This is a genomic window from Actinotalea ferrariae (assembly GCF_019733465.1).
Taxonomy (GTDB): domain Bacteria; phylum Actinomycetota; class Actinomycetes; order Actinomycetales; family Cellulomonadaceae; genus Actinotalea; species Actinotalea ferrariae_A.
In genome coordinates this window covers 22,456-42,224 of record NZ_JACVQL010000053.1, presented here as the reverse complement: position 1 = coordinate 42,224, position 19,769 = coordinate 22,456, and the positions used below count along the sequence as shown (strand labels likewise).

Genomic DNA, 19,769 nt, shown 5'->3' with positions numbered 1-19,769 from the left:
CGGCGTTCGCGCTCCTCGCGACGAGCGTGCGCCGCGCCGAGCGGGTCGCCGTCGCGCTCGAGACGCGCGGGCTCGGCGCGTTGGCGCGCGGGGAGCGGACCGTCTGGGTGCCCGCGCGCGTGGGCCCGCGGGACGCGGTGCTCGTGCTCACCGTCGCCGCGGTCCTCGTGGTGGTGCTGCTCGGCGGGCCGAGCTGATCGAAGGACGGGCCTGGTCGGCCGGCCGGTCTGAACGGGCGGGCCTGTCCGGTCAGCCGGCCGCGGTCGTCGCGAGCAGCACCGCGGCGTAGTGGCAGCCGAAGCCGATGACGGTGAGCACGTGGAAGATCTCGTGGAAGCCGAACCAGCGCGGGCTCGGATTCGGTCGCTTGGTGCCGTAGACGACGGCGCCGGCGGTGTACGCGAGACCGCCGAGCGCGACGAGCCACACGATCGCGGGACCGTGCGTGCTCTGCCAGAACTGCGGCATGAAGCCCACCGACACCCAGCCGAGCGCGATGTAGACCGGGACGTACAGCCACCGCGGGGCGTCGAGCCAGAACACGCGCGCGAGCGTCCCGAGGATCGCGCCCGTCCAGGACACGATCAGCAGGACGCGCGCGAGGCCCGGCTCGAGGAGGAGCACGGCGAGCGGCGTGCCGGTCCCGGCGATGATGAGGAAGATGTTCGTGTGGTCCAGGCGGCGCAGCACGGCCGCGACGCGTGGCGACCACGTGCCGCGGTGGTAGACGGCACTCGTGCCGAACAGGAGGATCGCGCTGAGCCCGAACACCGCCGTGGACAGGCGCGCCTCGCGGGTCGGCGACAGCAGCACGAGCACGACGGCGCCGACGACGGCGATCGGCGCGGTCCCGGCGTGCACCCATCCGCGCAGGCGCGGCTTGACGGCGTCGGCGACCTCGGCGGCCATCGGTCCTCCTTCGGGGTGCGTCGCCCGGGCGGACGACGAGGTGGTTCGGTGGGTGCCACCGTGGCGAAACCTACGCTAGCGTAAGTTACTACTGCGTAGGTACGGCTCCGACCGCTCCGCGCGCCCTGCGGGCGGTCGCTCGTGGCGGCGCTGTACCGTGACGTCGACGCTACGCCCACCGTGCACCGTCGACCGCCCGCGCGGCGCGACGGCCCACGGTCCCGCCACCACGCCGACGAGGAACCGCATGCGCCTGCCGCACCCGTTGTACGGGCTGTACGAGCGTCGGCTCGCGGCATCCCTGCCGCGGGACGCCGTGCCGCGGCACATCGGGGTGATCCTCGACGGCAACCGCCGCTGGGCGCGCAGCCTCGGCGAGAAGGCGTCGACCGGGCACCGCCGCGGCGCGGACAAGATCTCGGAGCTCCTGCGCTGGTCCGAGGACGCCGGCGTCGAGGTCGTCACGCTCTGGATGCTCTCGACCGACAACCTCTCGCGCTCGCCCGAGGAGCTCGCGGAGCTCGTCGCGATCATCCAGGGTGCCGTGGCCGACCTGGCCGCGACCGGTCGCTGGCGCCTGCAGGTGATGGGCTCGCTCGACCTGCTGCCCGCCGCGGCGGCCGCGGCGCTCAAGGACGCGCAGGCGGCGACGGCGGACGTCGTCGGGCTGCACGTCAACGTCGCCGTGGGCTACGGCGGGCGACGGGAGATCGCCGACGCCGTGCGGTCGCTGCTGCGCGAGCACGCCGAGAGCGGCACGTCGCTCGAGGAGCTCGCGGACACGTTCGACGTCGAGCACATCGCCGCGCACCTCTACACCAAGGGCCAGCCGGACCCGGACCTGGTCATCCGGACGTCGGGGGAGCAGCGGCTCGGCGGCTTCCTGCTGTGGCAGAGCGCGCACAGCGAGTTCTACTTCTGCGAGGCGTACTGGCCGGACTTCCGGCGGGTCGACTTCCTGCGCGCGCTGCGCTCGTACGCGGCGCGCGAGCGACGCCTCGGGCGCTGACGGGCCGCCGAGGCGCCCGCCGCACCCGCCCGGGTGACGTCCTGGTGAACGCTTCGTGCGGCGGCGTGTCGCGACGCGCCCGTGTCGGCGGCCGGGCGTAGCGTCCGCGACATCGGACGACGCCTGTCGTCCCTCGGGAGGCCAGCCCATGGAGCACACGCTCCGGGAGGAGGGCCCGCGACCGGCCCTCGGGCCGGCCGACCGGGCCCGTCCAGCAGGGCGCCGGTCCGCGACCGGCGCCAGGCAGCCACAACGGCGCTGACCTGCGCCGGGAGGAGCTCCCGTGAGCCGTGTGTTCGTGCTCGACACCTCCGTCCTGCTGTCCGACCCGCGCGCGATCCTGCGCTTCGCCGAGCACGACGTCGTGCTCCCCGTCGTGGTGATCACCGAGCTCGAGGCCAAGCGGCACCACGCCGAGCTCGGCTACTTCGCGCGCAGCGCCCTGCGCATGCTGGACGACCTGCGCGTGCAGCACGGCCGGCTCGACGAGGCGGTTCCCATCGGGGAGGTGGGCGGGACGCTGCGGGTCGAGCTCAACCACGTCGACCCGGCCTGCCTGCCCGCCGGCTTCCGGCTGGGCGACAACGACACCCGGATCCTCGCGGTCGCCAAGAACCTCGCCGACGAGGGTGGTGACGTCACCCTCGTCTCGAAGGACCTGCCGCTGCGCGTCAAGGCGTCCGCCGTCGGGCTCACCGCCGAGGAGTACCGGGCCGAGCTCGCGGTCGACTCGGGCTGGACGGGCATGACCGAGCTGCAGGTCGCCGAGCAGCAGATGGCGTCGCTGTGGGAGCACGAGCGGTTGGACCTCGCCGACGTCGACCTCACGGGGCAGGACGTCGGGCCCCTCCTCGTGCACACGGGCGCCGTCGTCCACTCGCCGCGCGGCTCGGCCCTCGCGCGCGTGACGGCCGACAAGCAGCTGCGGCTCGTGCGCGGGGACCAGGACGTGTTCGGGCTGCACGGTCGCAGCGCGGAGCAGCGCATCGCGATCGACCTGCTGCTCGACGAGGAGATCGGCATCGTGTCCCTCGGCGGGCGCGCCGGGACGGGCAAGTCGGCGCTCGCGCTGTGCGCGGGCCTCGAGGCGGTGCTCGAGCGGCGTCAGCACCGCAAGGTCATGGTGTTCCGGCCGCTGTACGCGGTCGGGGGGCAGGACCTCGGGTACCTGCCCGGGTCCGAGTCCGAGAAGATGGGGCCCTGGGCGCAGGCCGTCTTCGACACTCTCGGGGCGCTCGTGTCCCAGGAGGTCGTCGAGGAGGTCATGGACCGCGGCATGCTCGAGGTGCTGCCCCTCACGCACATCCGCGGCCGGTCCCTGCACGACGCGTTCGTCATCGTCGACGAGGCGCAGTCGCTCGAGCGCAACGTGCTGCTCACCGTGCTCTCGCGGATCGGGCAGAGCTCGCGCGTGGTCCTGACGCACGACGTCGCGCAGCGCGACAACCTCCGCGTCGGGCGGCACGACGGCGTGGCGGCCGTGATCGAGGCGCTCAAGGGCCACCCGCTGTTCGCGCACACGACGCTCACGCGCTCCGAGCGGTCGCCCGTCGCCGCGCTCGTCACCGAGCTGCTCGAGGGCATCGAGGTCTGAGGGTCGGTCGGGCGACGGGCCGGCCCGCGAGCGCGATGCTGCTCGAGCACAGCCCGTCGCCGCCGTCGGGCAGCCCGTCCCCGCCGTCGGCCGCACCCCCGCGCACGAGCACGGGGACGCGGCCGACGGGTGGTGCGTGCGTGATCAGGCCGGGGCCCAGCCGCGTCGTGCGTCGTCAGGCCTGCGGCGGCCGCGTCATCGACATGACGTCGAGCGCCTCGTCGAGCTGCGCCTCGGTGACCTCGCCGCGCTCGACGAAGCCCAGGTCGACCACCGCCTGACGCACGGTGATGCCCTGCTTCACCGCGTGCTTGGCGACCTTGGCCGCGGCCTCGTAGCCGATGACGCGGTTGAGCGGCGTGACGATCGACGGCGAGGACTCGGCGTAGGCACGCGCGCGCTCCTCGTTCGCGACGATGCCGTCGACCGTCCGGTCGGCCAGCAGCCGCGAGGCGTTGGCGAGCAGCCGGACCGACTCGAGGACGCCCTGCGCGATGACGGGGATCTGCACGTTGAGCTCGAAGGAGCCGCTCGCACCGGCCCAGGCGACCGTCGCGTCGTTCCCGACCACACGAGCCGCGACCATGAGCAAGGCCTCGGGCACGACGGGGTTGACCTTGCCGGGCATGATCGACGACCCCGGCTGGAGGTCGGGCAGGAAGATCTCGCCGAGACCCGTGTTGGGGCCGGAACCCATCCAGCGCAGGTCGTTGCAGATCTTGGTGAGGCTCACGGCGATGGTGCGCAGGGCGCCCGACAGCTCGACGAGACCGTCCCGCGCGCTCTGCGCCTCGAAGTGGTCGCGCGCCTCGGTGAGGGGCAGGCCTGTGTCCTCGCGCAGCAGCTCGATGACGCGCTGCGGAAACCCGGCCGGGGTGTTGATCCCCGTGCCGACCGCGGTGCCGCCGAGGGGTACCTCCGCCGCGCGGGGCAGGGCCGCCTGCAGGCGCTCGACCCCGTAGCGGACGGCGGCCGCGTAGCCGCCGAACTCCTGGCCGAGGGTCACCGGCGTCGCGTCCATGAGGTGCGTCCGGCCGGACTTCACGACGTGCGCGAAGGCCTCGGCCTTGCGGTCGAGCGCACCGGCGAGGTGCTCCAGCGCGGGGACCAGCTCCCGCACGACGCCGGCGGTCGCCGCGACGTGCACGGAGGTCGGGAAGACGTCGTTCGACGACTGCGACGCGTTGACGTGGTCGTTGGGGTGGACCTCGCGGCCCAGGTGGCGCGTCGCGAGCGTCGCGAGCACCTCGTTGGTGTTCATGTTCGACGACGTGCCCGAGCCCGTCTGGAAGACGTCGACCGGGAACTGGGCGTCGTGCGCGCCGGACGCGACGTCGTCGGCGGCGGCCACGATCGAGGCGGCCACGTCCTCCGTGAGCACGCCGAGCTCGGCGTTCGCGCGGGCGGCGGCCTTCTTGATGCGGGCGAGGGCCTCGATGTGCCCGCGCTCGAGGCGCGTCCCGGAGATCGGGAAGTTCTCGACGGCGCGCTGCGTCTGCGCGCGGTACAGGGCGTCGGCCGGGACGAGGACGTCGCCCATGGTGTCGTGCTCGACGCGGAACCCGGCGGGGACGCCCTGCGCCTCGCGGACGTCCGGGGTGGCCTGGGCAGCGGTGCCCTCGGTGGAGTCGGTCATGGTCACCATCCTCGCACCGGTCGAGGGGGTGCTCGCGACCCGTCAGCCCTCGATCGGCCCGTTCGCCTCGACCAGGCGCACGCGCCCCTCGGCGAGCGCGTACTCGAGGCCGACGACGGCGCACCGGCCCTCGGCGACCGCGGTGCTGAGACCCGCCGAGTAGCTCTGCAGCATGCGCACGGTGTGACGGACGTGCTCGCGCCCGAGGTCGGCGGCGGAGGGGGCCAGGTGCGGCGCGGACGGGTCGATCGCGCTGTCGGTCGCCGGGTCGGGCAGGGCGACGATGCTCGGGATGACCCGGTCGACGATCGCGCGGACGAAGCCGGACGGCATGCGACCCGACCTCAGGGCCTCGGCGGCCGCGCCCACGGCGCCGCACGAGTCGTGGCCGAGCACGATGACGAGCGGGGCGCTGAGGACGTCGACGCCGAACTCGATGGAGCCGATGACGGTCGTGTCGACCACGTGGCCCGCGGTGCGGACCACGAACAGGTCGCCCAGCCCGCGGTCGAAGATGATCTCGGCTGCGACGCGCGAGTCGGAGCAGCCGAAGACGACCGCGAACGGGTCCTGCGCCGTGCTCACCTGCGCGCGGCGGGCGACGTCCTGGGACGGGTGCTGCATCTCGCCTCGGACGAAGCGGTCGTTGCCCTCGAGGAGCGCGGTCCAGGCCTGTGCGGGGCTGAGTCGGTGCGGCATGGCGACATAGTGGCAGCCGCGCTCACCGCGCCGCGCGACGTGATCAGATGCCGAAGAGGCCGATGATGAGCGCCATCACCAGCACGGTCACGAGCTCGTGGGCGACGTTGAGCAGGGTCAGCCGGCCGGGGCGGCCCTCGAAGGCGTCGTGCGTGACGAACCGGGCGGCGGTGAAGCCGGCCCACAGGAAGAGGCCCGTCACCAGGGCGTCCGTGAGGAAGGCGCCGTCGTAGAACTCGTGCGCGATCGACGTGGCCCCGGCGAGCACCCACGCGGACACGAAGCTCACGAGGACGGTCACGAGGATCGGCCGGATGCCGGCCGCTTCCGCCTTCGCGCGGTCCGCCTTGGCCGCCTGCATCCACCAGGTGCCGAAGACCTTCGGGGTGTACCAGATCGACCCGACCACCATGGTGGACAGGGTGGCGACCAGGACCGCCCAGATGTTGACCTCGGGAACCACGGTGACCTCCTGCGCGACTCGGGCGTCAGTCATCGTCCTCGCCGGCCCCGACCGCGTCCACCGTCGCCACGGCGCGCCGCGTCGGCGCCACGTACCGCCGCCTCGCCGCCACGCTGCGCCGCGTCATCGCCAGGACCGCCGCGTCACCGCCACGACGCGCCGCGTCGTCGACACGGGGAGCGCACGGCCGACGGCGACGGCCGCGGTTCGCGTCCGGCGCGTCCGGCGCGTCCCGCTCGTGCCGGGCCCGTGCCGCGGAGGTCACGAAGCGATCACGGCCCGGTACCGTCTCCCCGTGGCTCGTGCTGGCAGATGGCGTCTCGCGCTGGGTGGCGCGCTCGCGATCGTCGTGGTCGCCTCGTGCGGCGCCGCGTCCAGCCCGTTCGAGCCCGCGTTCGCTGCGATCCCGCTCTACTCCGACGGCGTCGTGCTCGACGCGTCCGGGCATCCCGAGATCGTCCTCGTGGGCGACACGGCGGAGTCCGACGCCACCCAGCAGCGCCGGCAGGACGCCTGGCTCGAGCAGGGCACGGTCCCCGGTCCCGAGCGCTACGCCGACCTCGCGGAGCAGGCGCTGCGCGACATCGACACGCTCGTCCTGCCCGGCGGCGCGGCGATCGCGGCGGCGAGCCCCGGCTGGCGGTACGTGTGGCCGCGCGACGCGTCGTTCACCGCCGTCGCGCTCGCCCGCACGGGCCACGCCGACGACGCCCACGAGATCCTGACGTACCTGCGCGACATGCAGCTCGCGCGGTCGACGCAGGGCGTGTTCGAGGCCCGCTACCTCCCCGACGGGGACGGCGACGTGCCCGACGACCGCGGGCTCCAGCTCGACGGCAACGGCTGGGTCCTGTGGGCGGTCGCGGAGTGGTACGCGGCCGCGGCCGACGGCAACGGCACGGAGAACGACAGCGACAGTGACGCTGACGGCGACGCTGACACCGACTTCGAGACCATTGCCGACGGCGACGGCGACGGCGACGGCGACGGGGACGGCGACGGCGACGGCGACGGCGACTCCGGCTCTGAGGCGGATGTCGATGCCGATGCTGACGGCGACCTGGATGCCGACGCCGACGCCGATGCCGACCTCGATGCCGACGCCGACGCCGACGCGCGGGCTGAGGTCCGCAACGCGCCGGACCGTGACGCGCAGCTCGAGGAGCTCCGGCCGCTGGTCGAGTCGTCGCTCGAGGCCATCCGCGCTCATGTGGACCCGGGGACGGGTCTGCCGGGCGTGTTCCCGGACTACTGGGAGGTCGGCGAACGGGTGCCGACGCTGGGGACCGCGGCGCCCCTGCTCGCGGGGGTGCGTGCGTCGGCCGACGTCGTCGACGCCCTCGACCTGCCCCCCACCGCCCCCCTCGAGCGGCTGCTCGAGCAGGGGGTGGAGCGGTTCGCGCCGATTTACCCCCGCCGGCTCGGCGGTCAGCAGCAGGACACGGCGGTCGCCTTCCTCATGCCCCCGTTCGCGCCGCTCGACCCCACGGTCGAGGCGGCGTGGCACGAGGCGGCCGCCTCGATGGCGCGCCCGGCGGGCGGGCTGGCCCCGGGCGCGGGGTGGAAGCGCGACGGTGTCTCGTGGACGCCCACGACGGCGATGTTCGCGCTCACCGCGGCGGCGTCGGGCGATACGGACCGTGCGACCGCGACCCTCGACTGGCTCGACGCCCACCGCACGGCGCAGGGCGCTCTGCCCGAGAAGGTGCTGTGGGACGGGAGCCCGTCCGCCGTCGCGCCGCTCGCGTGGACGGCGTCGCTGGTGCTGCTGACGCTCGACGAGCTCGACCGACAGGCCGCCGAGGACTGACGTCCGTCGACCTCACGCTCGCGGAGGCCCAGAGACGCCCCAACGCACACGCCTGGCGGCTGCCCGCGGCAGCGCGCGCCAGGCTCACCGCCGCCCGACCACGCGCCTTCTCGGGTACCAGCAGCACCGCGCGCCGGGCTCGGCGCTGGTCGATCACGCGTGTCTGCCAGGTACCGGCAGCACCGCGCGCCGGAGTCAGCGCTGCTCGAGCTCGGCGACCGTCGGGGGGTTGGCGCCCGGCCGGCTGACCGTGATCGCGGCGATCTCGGCGCAGCGGCTGAGCAGCGACCTCAGCGTGACCTCGTCGACGTCGCGCAGCGCGGTGCGCCGATCGGCTCCCAGCAGCCCTGCGGACCACAGCCCGTCGATGAGCCCGCCCATGAAGGAGTCACCCGCACCGACCGTGTCCGCGACCGTGACCGGCGGCGCGGCGATGTCGAGCTCGAACGCGGCCGTGATCGCGGTCGCCCCCTCGCCACCGCGCGTCACGACGACGAGGGCGGGACCCGAGGCCGCCCACCGACGGGCGACCTCGACGGGGACGCTCCCGGGCTCGAGCCACGCGAGGTCCTCGTCGGACACCTTGACCACGTCCGCCATCGCGACGAGCGCCTCCACGACGGGCCGCGTCTCCTCCGGCGGCGGCATGAGCGAGGGCCGGAGGTTGGGGTCGTAGGTCAGGGTCGCGGAGTCGCGGTGGGCGGCGAGGATGTTGGCGACGTCGGCGCCCCCGGGCTCGAGCACCGCGGCGATCGAGCCGGTGTGCACCACGAGCGGTGCAGCCGGCGGCGAGGCCCAGCGCTCGGGGACGTGCCAGGACAGGTCGAAGTCGTACGTCGCCGCGCCGTCGGCGTCCAGCACGGCGGTGGCGACCGACGTCCTCGACGCGCTGTCGCTCCCGGGCGCCACGGCGACGCCCGACGCCTCGAGGTGGCGGCGGATCATCGCGCCGCGCTCGTCGTCGCCGATCCACGTCAGCAGGTCCACCTCACGGCCGAGCCGCGCCAGCCCGAGCGCGACGTTCGCCGGGCTCCCGCCCGGGTGCTCCTCTACGGAGCCGTCGGCGGCGCGCACGGCGTCGACCAGCGCCTCGCCGACCACGAGCGCCCGGCGTTCGGCCGGCTCGGACGCCACGACGGCGCTGTCCTCGGGGGCGGGGTCGAACGCCCGCTCGGTGACGTCGCCCTCCACCACCCCCGACGGCGGCTCCGCGACACCGGTGGCGAGGTCGGGAGAGGGGGTGGTCGGCTCGGTCATCGCGCGTCCTCGTCGTCGGGGTCGTCGGTGGGCTCGTCGCCCGCTGCACGGTCACGGTTCGCGCCCGTGCGGCTCGTCCGTGCGGTCTCGAGCCGCTCACGGGCGCCGTCGAGCCACTCCTGGCAGCGCGCGGCGAGCGCCTCGCCGCGTTCCCAGAGCTCGAGCGAGCCCTCGAGGGTCTCGCCGCCCGCCTCGAGGCGTTGCACGACGGACACGAGCTCGTCGCGCGCCTGCTCGTAGCTCAGGTCGGCGACCGGTCGGGGTGGTGTGGGGGACGGCACGGGTCCAGTAAAGCGTGCGCCGCCGACAGCCCGCGGTTCGTCGCGCAGGTCGGGCGCGTGCTCGCCAGCCCGTCGGCGCGTCAGTCAGCCGGATCGCCCCTGCCAACCCCGGGTCGTCGGCCCGTCGGCGCGTCAGCCCGTCAACCGGCCGGCTTGGGGCGCGGCGCCCTCGCACGGCGCGGGCTCGACCCCGCGGACGCGCGTGACTTCGCCGCGGTCCCAACGTCCGCCGATCCGCCGGAATCGCCGTCGGTGGCGTCCGAGGGCTCGCCGGAATCGCCGTCGGTCACGTGCGGGGGCTCGCCGGGAACGCCGTCGGTCACGTGCGGGGGCTCGCCAGGAACGCCGTCGGTCACGTGCGGGGGCTCGCCGGGAACGCCGTCGATCACGTGCGGGGGCTCGCCAGGAGCGCCGTCGATCACGTCATCCGCATCCGCAGCGGGGCCCTGTGCGACGTCCACGGCCAGCTCGCCGTGCGCCACGCGCACGCGCAGCCTGTCCCCGAGCGCCACCTCGCCGGGCGACCGGACGACGGCGCCGTCGGCCGCGCGCTGGACGACGGCGTAGCCCCGCGCGAGCGTCGCGGCGGGGGACAGGGCGCGCACCTGCACGGCGAGGCGCTCGACGTCGGCGTCGGCGGTGCGCAGCGCGTCGTCGAGCGCACGAGCAGCGGCATCCCGCAGCCGGCCGACGTCGGCGTGACGGTGCTCCAGCATCGCCTCCGGCCGGGCGAGGCACGGACGGGACCGCACGGCGGCGAGGCGGTCGGACTCGCGGTGCAGCATCCCGGTGAGCGCGCTGCGCAGGCGCGTCCGGGCGGTGTGCACCTTGGACCGCTCCTCGGTGACGTCCGGCACCACCGCCTTGGCGGCGTCGGTCGGGGTCGAGGCACGGTGGTCGGCGACGAGGTCGAGCAGCGGCGCGTCGGTCTCGTGCCCGATCGCGCTCACGACCGGCGTGCGGCACGCAGCCACCGCGCGCACGAGCGCCTCGTTGCTGAAGGGGAGCAGGTCTTCGACCGAGCCACCGCCGCGCGCGACGACGATGACCTCGACGTCCGGCCGTGCGTCCAGCTCCGCGATCGCCGCGCCGACCTCGGGCACGGCGCGCAGGCCCTGCACGGCGACCTCGCGGATCTCGAACCGCACCTGCGGCCAGCGCGCCCGCGCGTTGACGACGACGTCGTGCTCCGCCTTGGACTCCCGCCCGCAGACCAGGCCGACGACGGCGGGCAGGAACGGCAGCGGCTTCTTGCGCGCGGCGTCGAAGAGGCCCTCGGACCCGAGCAGCCGCTTGAGGTGCTCGATCCGCGCGAGCAGGTCGCCGAGCCCGACTGCCCGGATCTCGTCGGCCTCCATCTGGAGGGTCCCGCGCTTGGCCCAGAACCGGGGCGTCACGTGGACCACGACGTGGTCGCCCTCGCTGATGGTGCTCGCCGCCGCGTCGAGGACCCGGGTGTGGAGGCTCACCGGCAGCGAGATGTCCGCGTCGATGTCCCGGAGCGTGAGGAAGGCGAGCGACGCGCCCGGCCGCCGGTTCAGCTGGACGACCTGCCCCTCGACCCACACACCGGGCATGCGGTGGACGTACTCGCCGATCCGCGCCGAGAGATGTCGCACCGGCCAGGGACGCGCGGGCGTGGTCTCGAGGGCGCGCGCAGGAAGCGGCTGGCGCCGGGCCGGAGGGTCGCTCAGGGCCGGCGCGGTCCCCACCTGCTCGCTCACGTCCCCAGCCTGCCATCCCGCACCGACGTGACCGCGCCGTCGCGTGAGGGCCGCGGTGGCGAGGTGGCGACGCGTGCCCCAGCCGGTGGCGAGCGTCACGTTGCGCTCTGAGCGCACGACCGGCCCGCGGGCCGGGGTCTGAGGGGCCCTTCCGTAGACTGAGGTGGTGACCCCCACCTCGACCGACGCCAAGCGCGTGCTCCTCGCCGCCCCCCGCGGCTACTGCGCGGGTGTTGACCGCGCGGTGATCGCGGTCGAGAAGGCGCTCGAGCACTACGGCGCGCCCGTGTACGTCCGCAAGGAGATCGTCCACAACAAGTACGTCGTCGAGACGCTCTCCGAGCGCGGCGCCGTCTTCGTCGACGAGACCGACGAGGTCCCCGAGGGCGCGCGCGTCGTCTTCTCCGCGCACGGCGTCTCGCCGGCCGTCCACGCCGCGGCGGCCGCCCGCTCGCTCCAGACCATCGACGCCACCTGCCCGCTGGTGACCAAGGTCCACAAGGAGGCCGTGCGCTTCGCGAGCGACGACTTCGACATCCTCCTCATCGGACACACGGGCCACGAGGAGGTCGAGGGCACCGCCGGTGAGGCACCGGACCACATCCAGGTCGTGAACTCGCCGGACGACGTCGACGACGTCGTGGTCCGGGACCCCGACAAGGTCGTCTGGCTGTCGCAGACCACGCTCTCCGTGGACGAGACGATGGAGACGGTGCGCCGGCTGCGCGAGCGGTTCCCCTCCCTGCAGGACCCGCCGAGCGACGACATCTGCTACGCCACGCAGAACCGGCAGGTCGCCGTGAAGAAGCTCGCGCCCGCGTGCGACCTCGTGATCGTGGTCGGCTCGGCGAACTCCTCGAACTCCGTGCGTCTCGTCGAGGTGGCCCTCGACGCCGGGGCACGGGCGTCGTACCGGATCGACCGCGCCGTGGAGATCGACCCCGCATGGCTCGAGGGCGTCACCACCGTGGGCGTCACGTCGGGTGCCTCCGTGCCCGAGATCCTCGTGCGCGACGTCCTCGACCGCCTCGCGGAGGCCGGCTTCGGCTCGGTCGAGGAGGTGCGCACCGCCACCGAGGACCTCATGTTCTCGCTGCCCCGGGAGCTCCGCGCGGACCTCAAGGCCGCCGGTCAGGCACCCCCGCGCCCCACGCGCGGCGCCCGCCGCGCGATCACCGTCGAGCCGGTCTGACCGTCGCCTCGGTCGCCGGGCGCTCCGGTACCCGGTGAGGTGACGCGCCTCACCCTGTCGCGTCGTCCACGTCGGCCTCGTCCCACGTGAGCACCCGCGGCCGGAGTGCTGACACGAGCTCGGGCGCCTGCACCTGACGTGTGGTGCGGTCGACCTGCGGCGGCGTCTCGAGCTCGTCGTCGGTCACCTTGAGCTCGGCGAGCCGGCGGGCGCTCACGAGGACCCGCGACTCGAGCGAGCTGACGGAGTCGTTGTAGGCGCGCACGGCTCCGTCGAGCTGCCGCCCCAGACGGGTCACGTGCCCGCTCAGCGTCGCGAGCCGACCGTGCAGCTCGCGCCCGAGCGACAGCACCTCCTGGGCGTTCGCCGCGAGCGCCTCCTGGCGCCAGCCGTACGCGATGCTCCGCAGCAGCGCGACCAGGGTCATGGGCGTCGCGAGCACGACGTTGCGCTCCATCGCGTACTCGTAGAGCGAGGGGTCGACCTCGAGCGCGGCGTGCAGGAACGGCTCCGCGGGGACGAACATCACGACGAACTCGGGAGCCGGCGCCATGTGCTCCCAGTACCGCTTCCCGCTCAGGTCGTCGACGTGCTTGCGCAGGTGGCGCGCGTGCGCCGCCATGCGGTCGCGACGGACGGCGTCGTCCGTGGCCTGCACCGCGTCGAGGTAGCCGAGGAAGGCGACCTTCGCGTCGACGACGACGTGCTTGCCACCGCCGAGCCTGACGACCAGGTCGGGCCGCTGGAGGCCCTCGTCCGTGCGCACCGACGCCTGCTCGACGAAGTCGACGTGCTCGAGCATCCCTGCCGCCTCGACCACGCGACGCAGCTGCAGCTCGCCCCACCGCCCCCGGACCTGGGACGACCGCAGCGCCGTGACGAGCCGGCTCGTCTCGCCGCGCAGCAGCTCCGACGTCTCGTGCATCGCGCGCACCTGCTCCGCGAGCGCCGCGCTGCCGGCCGTCCGGTGCTGCTCCACGGTGGTCATCTCGGTGCGGATCTGGTCGAGGACGTGCGCGATCGGCTCGACCAGCGCCTTCACAGCGCGCTCGCGCTGCGCCAGCTCGCCGACCTGCACCTGGTGGCTCGCCGCGAGTCGCTGGTCGGCGAGCGCGAGGAACTGCTCGTTGTTCGAGGCGAGCGCGTCGGCCGCGAGCGCGCGGAAGTGCTCGTCCATGCGCTCACGCTCGCGGTCCGCGAGCTCGGCACGCTCGGCGGCGAGCCGCCGCTCGGCGAGCAGGTCGGCGCGCGCCGCAGCGTGCGCGGACTCCGCCCGCCGGACGCGTTCGGCGGCGCGCTGGGCAGCGGCCCATCCGCCGGCGACGAGGCCCAGCACGAGCGCGACCAGGGCGATCAGGATCTCCATGGCGGCACCGTCCCAGACGCCTCCGACACGTCCGGCGGGGACGCCGTCGGTAGCGCCCCGGCCAGTGGCGGCCTGGTCGACGGCGTCGAGCCCGGTGGCGAGGGAGAACTCGGCGGTGGGGCAGCGCTCGGTGTCCGCCTACCACCCGGCGGTGCGGCAGCGCTCGGTGTGCGCCCAACACCCGGTGGCGCGGCAGCGCTCGTGAAGGAGTAGGTCATCCGGCCGTCGGTCGCCGCGGGTCCCACCCGTCGGATCGCCAGGTCCAGGCGGTGCACCTCGTGGTGGTGGAACGTGCACAGCAGCACGCCGTTCTCCACGGACGTCGGGCCGTCGTCGCGGTCCCACCACCGGATGTGGTGCACCTCGCACCAGCGAGCCTGCGCGTCGCAACCGGCCCAGCCGCAGCCCCGGTCGCGTGCGACCACCGCACGCCGGTGCGCACCCGTGTACGTGCGGCGAGCGCGACCGATGTCGAGCGGGACGCCGTCCGCGTCGATGACCATCCGCGTGAACTCGCAGTCGCACAGGGCGCGCGCCACCTCGCTGGGCGGCACCGGCGTGCCGTCGTCGAGGGTGACGGGCTCGACCGGAGGCGCGCTGGCGGCTGCGCCATTCCCGGCGTCACTGTCGACGCCGCCGTCGGCTCCGTCAGGCCCGGCCGACCGCGCGTCCTCCGCCGCGCGCGCTCGCCGCTCCGCGCGGATCGCCGCCCAGGTGCTCTCGCTCATGTGGAACGACACGTGCGGCCGCACGGCGGCACCGCCGGCGGTCCGAGGGTCCGCGAGCACGGCCTCGGCGAGGACGTCGAGAGCGTCCGCGCGCCGCTGCTCGGAGGTCCGCTCGTCGTCGGCGGCGGGCCGCGGACTCACCGCCTCGAGCGCGAGCCGCAGCCGGTGGCCGGCCATCCGGTCGAGGAGACCACTCACCCTCGTGCCGTCGGCTGCGTCGGTGACGTGCAGGTACCTCGCCGCCCGCTGCGCCTGGTGCGAGCGCTCGAGCCCGCGTGGGTCGAGGCGCGCCGCGATCCGCGCGGCGGCGCGGCCGAAGGTGCCCGCGTCGACCCTGCTCGCCACCGCCAGCAGCTCCTCCTGCACCTCCGGCTGTGCCAGCGCGTCCTGGACCGGCGCCGCCGCATCGCTCACCACCCGGGCGAGGGCCTCCATGTGGTCCGCGGTCACCGCCCCTTCCCGCGCTGCGGCGCCGAGCCGGGGGAGGAGCGCGGCCGTGTCCGCCTGCCGCAGCTGAGCGAGCACCGGCCGCGCGCCCGCTCTGGACGTCCGTGCCCGCCACGACGCGAACGTCGGGTCACCACGTCCCCGCCACGTGCCGGCCGAACGCTCGGCGACCAGTACCTGACCACGCAGCGCGGTGAGGGTGCTGACGGCGCGGTCGAGTGCGGAGAGCAGGTGCCCGCGCGCGCCGGGGCCCAGCTCGGCGGCGCCCTGCGTGAGGGAGGACAGCTCCCGCACGGCCCGCTCGAGGCTCCCGACCACCGTCGCGGTGCGCGCCTCGGACGAGTCGAGCGCCGTCGTGGTGCTCACCGCCATGACCACCTCCTCCGCCGGATCGAACTGACGTTCGAACGCTATCGCGAGGCACTGACACGCGGCGCGGCTCGTCGTCGCCCCGTGGACAGCACCGCCCGGGCACAGCAGCGCGCGCGTGACATCGCCGCGCGGACGGCACCGCGTGCCCCCGCGACGGTGCACGGCCTGCTGCACCACCCGCCACCCGCGACCGTGCACGGCCTCCTGCACCACCCACCGCCCGTAGACTCGTCGCCCGTGGCTCTCACCATCGGCATCGTCGGCCTGCCCAACGTCGGCAAGTCCACCCTCTTCAACGCCCTGACGCGCAACCAGGTCCTCGCCGCGAACTACCCGTTCGCGACGATCGAGCCCAACATCGGGGTCGTGCCGCTGCCCGACCCGCGTCTCGAGACCCTCGCGGGCATCTTCAGCAGCGAGCGGATCGTCCCCGCCGTCGTGTCCTTCGTCGACATCGCCGGCATCGTGCGCGGCGCGAGCGAGGGCGAGGGCCTCGGCAACAAGTTCCTCGCGAACATCCGCGAGGCGGACGCGATCTGCCAGGTCGTGCGTGCCTTCGCCGACAGCGACGTCGTGCACGTCGAGGGCCGCATCGACCCGGCGGACGACATCGAGACCATCAACACCGAGCTCGTCCTCGCCGACCTCCAGACGGTCGAGCGCGCCATCCCGCGCCTCGAGAAGGAGGTGCGCGGCAAGAAGACGGACGCCGCGGTCCTCACCGCGGCCCAGCGTGCCCAGGAGGTCCTCGCCGAGGGCAGCACCCTCTTCGCAGCCCAGGACCGCCTCGCGAAGGCCGGCGTCGACCCGGCCGCCCTGCGCGAGCTCCAGCTCCTCACGACCAAGCCCTTCATCTACGTCTTCAACACCGACGACGCCGGCCTCGCGGACGACGCGATGAAGGCGTCGCTCCGCGAGCTCGTCGCGCCGGCGGACTGCATCTTCCTCGACGCCAAGCTCGAGTCGGAGCTCGTCGAGCTCGAGCCCGAGGACGCGGCCGAGATGCTCGCGGAGTCGGGGCAGGACGAGGCCGGGCTCGACCAGCTGGCGCGCGTCGGCTTCCACACCCTCGGCCTGCAGACCTACCTCACGGCCGGGCCGAAGGAGGCCCGCGCGTGGACGATCCGCAAGGGCTGGACGGCCCCGCAGGCCGCAGGCGTCATCCACACCGATTTCGAGCGCGGCTTCATCAAGGCCGAGGTCATCTCGTTCCAGGACCTCGTCGACGCCGGCTCGATCGCGGCGGCGCGCTCGGCCGGCAAGGCACGCATCGAGGGCAAGGACTACGTCATGGCCGACGGCGACGTCGTGGAGTTCCGTTTCAACGTCTGACCCCGCGGTCTCGCGCGACGGCGTGTCAGAAGTGGAAGCGACCGTCGGCGTCGAACGCGGCCGGGCGGACCTCGGTGACGAACGCCGGCTGGATCGGGCCGTAGATGTGGGGGTAGAGCTCTCCGTCCCCGCCGTCCTCGTCCACGACCGCCGTGCCGGCAGCCCGGATCGCGGCCGGGTCGAGCACCAGCACGCAGAGCTCGGCCGGATCACCGGCGTGGACGAGCTCGGCGACGGCGCCCAGCTGGTGAGCGTACGAGGCGTGGATGAACCCCACGTCCGCCAGCTCGGCGCCGCGGGTCGAGACCTCGTACGAGCCGCGCACCGCTGCCGCGTCCCAGTCCTCGCGGTGCGCCAGATGGAAGATCGCCATGCCGGCATACAACCCCTCAGTCGGCCGGCTCGGTCTCAGCGCAGGCGGGCGCGGGCAGGGCAGCGAACTCGATCGCCTCGCGGGGCGACGTCTGCCTAGCCTCGGGACGTGCCCGACGCCGCCTTCGCCGATCCCCGCCTCGCACCGCTCTACGACCCGCTCGACCCGGACCGCAGCGACCTCGACCACTACGTCGCCCTCGTCGAGGAGCTCGGCGCCCGCTCGGTGCTCGACGTCGGCTGCGGGACGGGCACGTTCGCGTGCCTGCTCGCATCGCGCGGGATCGAGGTCGTCGGTGTCGACCCCGCCGCGGCCTCGCTCGACGTCGCGCGCGGCAAGCCGTGCGCGCACCAGGTGCGCTGGGTGCACGGCGACGCGACGACCCTCCCGCCGCTCCGGGTCGACCTGGCCAGCATGACCGGGAACGTGGCGCAGGTCTTCGTCGGGGACGACGAGTGGGCGGCGACGCTGGACGGTCTGGCGCGGGCCGTGCGGCCCGAGGGGCACCTCGTCCTCGAGAGCCGCGTGCCCGAGCGTCGCGCCTGGCTCGAGTGGGATCGCGAGCGCACGTACGACGTCACCGAGCTCGACGGCGTCGGCCGCGTCGAGACGTGGACCGACGTGACCGAGGTCGCGGGTGACGTCGTCTCCTTCCGCTCGACGTACGTCCTGGGCGCCGCGCGGACCGTCCTCACCTCCGAGTCGACGCTGCGCTTCCGGACCCTCGAGCAGCTGGTCGGCTCGCTCGACCGTGCCGGCTTCGTCGTGGACGACGTCCGCGACGCCCCGGACCGGCCCGGGCGGGAGATGGTGCTCGTCGCCCACCGCTCGACCACGTGAGGTCCCCAGCGGTGGAACGCCGGACCGACCCCGCGCATCATCGGGGGATGACGACCTACCGCATCTCCGGCACCGCACAGACCAGCTCGTGGCTCGGCGACGTGTCGCCGCTCGACGAGGCCGTCGCCGACGAGGAGGGCGTCACCGTCGAGCACGCGCTCCGCACGGACGACGGCGGCGTGGACTTCACGCTCCACGTCGACGCCGACTCGCGTGACGCGGCGCTCGCGACCGCTCAGCGGGTCGCCGACCGGCTGAGCCCCGGGTCGAGCGTGACAGCCCTCGACGCGTAGAGGGCGCGCAGCGAGGGGACGGCGAGCGGCGGACGACGCCGACCTACTCTCGTCCCGTGACCGTCACGCTGCGACCCCTCGACGCCCGCGGCGCCGACCGTGCGGAGCTCGTCGCCTTCCTCGCCGCGAGCGACTTCCCGTTCCACGTCGGGGAGCGCCTCACCGAGGACGAGGCCGACGCCCGCATCGAGGCTGGCGCGTACGACCCGCCGGACCGGGCCGCGTGGTGGGTCGAGGCGCGCGGGAGGAGGCGCGTCGGTGTCGTCGTGCTGCACGACCTGACCGACGACGGGCCGGTCCTCGACCTCCGGCTCGCCGCGGAGCACCGCGGCACCGGGCTCGCCGCGCCCGCCCTCCGAGCGCTCGCCGACGTCGTCTTCACGACGATGCCCCGGGTGCACCGGCTCGAGGGCACGACGCGGGAGGACAACCTGCCCATGCGACGCGCGTTCGCGCGGGCTGGGTTCGTCCACGAGTCCTTCTACCGCCAGGCGTGGCCGCGTCCGGACGGTCCTCCGCTCGGCGCCGCCGGGTACGCGCTCCTCCGGACGGACTGGGCGGGCGCGACGACGACGCCCGTGCCGCCGCTCGAGCGCCCGCCGCGGACGTCGACGGACCTCGTGCCCACGCTGCCCCTGCCGGTCCGCACCGAGCGGCTGGTGCTGCGCCGCCCGACGCCTCACGACGTCGACGCCGTGCTCGCGTACCGCTCGCGGCCGGACGTGACCCGGTTCCTGTACCAGGACGCCTGGACCCGCGAGGTGGCGACGGCGAAGCTCGCCGCGTGGTCCACCGCGCCCTTCGCCGAGACCGACGACGCCCTCGTGCTCCTGGTCGAGCGTCGTGACGCGCCCGGCGTGCTGGGGGAGGTGGTCCTCATCTCACGGGGATGGGCCGCAGGCCAGGTCGAGGTGGGTTACGCCTTCCACCCGGATGCGGCGGGCCGGGGCTACGCGACCGAGGCGGCCGCGGCGGCGGTCGGGCTCGCCTTCGACCGGCTCGCGGCCCACCGCGTCTTTGCGCGACTCGACGAGCGCAACGAGGCCTCCGAGCGTGTGTGCCTGCGGCTGGGAATGCGCCACGAGGCGCGGCTCGTCGAGAACGACCTGCTCGACGGGCAGCCGTCCACCGAGCTCGTCTTCGCCGTGCTGGACCGGGAGTGGCCCCGACCGTCGGCGTGACCGGCGCGGCCGTCACACGGCCAGGTGCCCCGACGGAGGGAAAGGGCTGTCCGAAAGACGCCCGGTCTCAGCCAGTGCTTCTCTTGACTCCGACGTGCTACCAGCACTCCATCCGGCGAGGGACGGAGCAGATCAGCGCCGCGATGCCCGCCTGGCGACGAATTCCGTCGTCAGGTGCGCCGACCCTTGCGCCCTCACCCGGTCGACGCCTCGGGCCTCGTCCCAGGATCCGAGACGTACCAGCCAGTATCGAATGTGTAACG

General features: G+C 74.3%; 18 protein-coding genes and 1 pseudogene. 9 read left to right on the top strand and 10 right to left on the bottom strand.

What is annotated here, in order from left to right; all coding sequences use genetic code 11:
* A pseudogene (locus tag ICW40_RS05115) lies at nt 1–197 on the top strand (energy-coupling factor transporter transmembrane protein EcfT); the annotation flags it as partial.
* A 52-nt stretch (nt 198–249) separates the two neighbouring features.
* Here the strand turns inward: ICW40_RS05115 and trhA are convergent.
* The gene (gene trhA, locus ICW40_RS05110; RefSeq protein WP_221652752.1) at nt 250–909 is read right to left on the bottom strand and encodes a PAQR family membrane homeostasis protein TrhA; all 660 of its coding nucleotides are present in this window, start codon (nt 907–909) and stop codon (nt 250–252) included.
* A 247-nt stretch (nt 910–1,156) separates the two neighbouring features.
* On the opposite strand from trhA, the gene ICW40_RS05105 reads away from it, so the two are divergent.
* Together ICW40_RS05105 and ICW40_RS05100 are read left to right on the top strand one after the other, a co-directional pair.
* Nucleotides 1,157–1,918, top strand: coding sequence for an isoprenyl transferase (locus ICW40_RS05105; RefSeq protein ID WP_221652751.1), 762 nt, complete (start codon nt 1,157–1,159; stop codon nt 1,916–1,918).
* Between the two features lie 283 nt (nt 1,919–2,201).
* Nucleotides 2,202–3,512, top strand: a complete 1,311-nt coding sequence (locus ICW40_RS05100) for a PhoH family protein (RefSeq protein WP_221652750.1) — start codon at nt 2,202–2,204, stop codon at nt 3,510–3,512.
* Between the two features lie 175 nt (nt 3,513–3,687).
* Here the strand turns inward: ICW40_RS05100 and ICW40_RS05095 are convergent, their stop codons facing one another.
* The 3 genes from ICW40_RS05095 to ICW40_RS05085 are packed head-to-tail and all read right to left on the bottom strand — an operon-like array spanning nt 3,688 to nt 6,310.
* Nucleotides 3,688–5,148 (bottom strand): class II fumarate hydratase, encoded by a 1,461-nt coding sequence (locus tag ICW40_RS05095; RefSeq protein ID WP_221652749.1) that lies wholly within the window; start codon nt 5,146–5,148, stop codon nt 3,688–3,690.
* Nucleotides 5,149–5,190: 42 nt separating this feature from the next.
* A complete protein-coding gene (locus ICW40_RS05090; RefSeq protein ID WP_221652748.1) occupies nt 5,191–5,847 on the bottom strand; it encodes a carbonic anhydrase in 657 nt (218 codons plus the stop codon).
* Nucleotides 5,848–5,890: 43 nt separating this feature from the next.
* On the bottom strand, nt 5,891–6,310 hold the full coding sequence (locus ICW40_RS05085) for a DUF1761 domain-containing protein (RefSeq protein WP_221652759.1): 420 nt from the start codon (nt 6,308–6,310) through the stop codon (nt 5,891–5,893).
* A gap of 295 nt (nt 6,311–6,605) precedes the next feature.
* Between ICW40_RS05085 and ICW40_RS05080 the strand changes: the two genes are divergently transcribed.
* Nucleotides 6,606–8,120 (top strand): hypothetical protein, encoded by a 1,515-nt coding sequence (locus ICW40_RS05080; protein WP_221652747.1) that lies wholly within the window; start codon nt 6,606–6,608, stop codon nt 8,118–8,120.
* A 195-nt stretch (nt 8,121–8,315) separates the two neighbouring features.
* On the opposite strand, the gene ICW40_RS05075 is transcribed toward ICW40_RS05080, so the two are convergent.
* The 3 genes from ICW40_RS05075 to xseA all read right to left on the bottom strand — a co-directional run bounded on the left by ICW40_RS05075 (nt 8,316) and on the right by xseA (nt 11,382).
* Complete coding sequence (locus tag ICW40_RS05075; protein ID WP_221652746.1) at nt 8,316–9,377, bottom strand: carbohydrate kinase family protein; 1,062 nt, start codon at nt 9,375–9,377, stop codon at nt 8,316–8,318.
* A complete protein-coding gene (locus ICW40_RS05070; protein WP_221652745.1) occupies nt 9,374–9,658 on the bottom strand; it encodes an exodeoxyribonuclease VII small subunit in 285 nt (94 codons plus the stop codon). Before ICW40_RS05070 ends, ICW40_RS05075 begins: the two co-directional genes overlap by 4 nt.
* 140 nt (nt 9,659–9,798) lie before the next feature.
* Entirely contained in the window at nt 9,799–11,382 is a 1,584-nt protein-coding gene (gene xseA / locus ICW40_RS05065; RefSeq protein WP_308121636.1) for an exodeoxyribonuclease VII large subunit, read from the bottom strand.
* A gap of 163 nt (nt 11,383–11,545) precedes the next feature.
* Here xseA and ICW40_RS05060 point away from each other — a divergent pair, with 163 nt between their 5' ends.
* A complete protein-coding gene (locus ICW40_RS05060; RefSeq protein ID WP_221652744.1) occupies nt 11,546–12,574 on the top strand; it encodes a 4-hydroxy-3-methylbut-2-enyl diphosphate reductase in 1,029 nt (342 codons plus the stop codon).
* A gap of 49 nt (nt 12,575–12,623) precedes the next feature.
* Here the strand turns inward: ICW40_RS05060 and ICW40_RS05055 are convergent, their stop codons facing one another.
* Complete coding sequence (locus ICW40_RS05055) at nt 12,624–13,940, bottom strand: DNA recombination protein RmuC (protein WP_221652743.1); 1,317 nt, start codon at nt 13,938–13,940, stop codon at nt 12,624–12,626.
* A complete protein-coding gene (locus tag ICW40_RS05050) occupies nt 13,928–15,487 on the bottom strand; it encodes an HNH endonuclease signature motif containing protein (protein WP_221652742.1) in 1,560 nt (519 codons plus the stop codon). Before ICW40_RS05050 ends, ICW40_RS05055 begins: the two co-directional genes overlap by 13 nt.
* A 237-nt stretch (nt 15,488–15,724) precedes the next feature.
* On the opposite strand from ICW40_RS05050, the gene ychF reads away from it, so the two are divergent.
* Nucleotides 15,725–16,819 carry a redox-regulated ATPase YchF gene (gene ychF, locus ICW40_RS05045; RefSeq protein ID WP_221652741.1) on the top strand — a complete coding sequence of 365 codons (1,095 nt, stop codon included), beginning with the start codon at nt 15,725–15,727 and terminating at the stop codon, nt 16,817–16,819.
* A gap of 25 nt (nt 16,820–16,844) precedes the next feature.
* Here the strand turns inward: ychF and ICW40_RS05040 are convergent, their stop codons facing one another.
* Nucleotides 16,845–17,192: a DUF952 domain-containing protein gene (locus ICW40_RS05040; protein ID WP_221652740.1), complete on the bottom strand. Its 348-nt coding sequence runs from the start codon at nt 17,190–17,192 to the stop codon at nt 16,845–16,847.
* A gap of 108 nt (nt 17,193–17,300) precedes the next feature.
* Here ICW40_RS05040 and ICW40_RS05035 point away from each other — a divergent pair, with 108 nt between their 5' ends.
* From ICW40_RS05035 to ICW40_RS20775, 3 genes are read left to right on the top strand one after another with little or no spacing between them, the layout of a single operon-like run.
* The gene (locus tag ICW40_RS05035) at nt 17,301–18,032 is read left to right on the top strand and encodes a class I SAM-dependent methyltransferase (protein WP_221652739.1); all 732 of its coding nucleotides are present in this window, start codon (nt 17,301–17,303) and stop codon (nt 18,030–18,032) included.
* 47 nt (nt 18,033–18,079) lie between these two features.
* A complete protein-coding gene (locus tag ICW40_RS05030; protein ID WP_221652738.1) occupies nt 18,080–18,325 on the top strand; it encodes a hypothetical protein in 246 nt (81 codons plus the stop codon).
* A 56-nt stretch (nt 18,326–18,381) separates the two neighbouring features.
* Nucleotides 18,382–19,506 (top strand): GNAT family N-acetyltransferase, encoded by a 1,125-nt coding sequence (locus ICW40_RS20775; protein ID WP_308121635.1) that lies wholly within the window; start codon nt 18,382–18,384, stop codon nt 19,504–19,506.
* Nucleotides 19,507–19,769 lie beyond the last annotated feature (263 nt).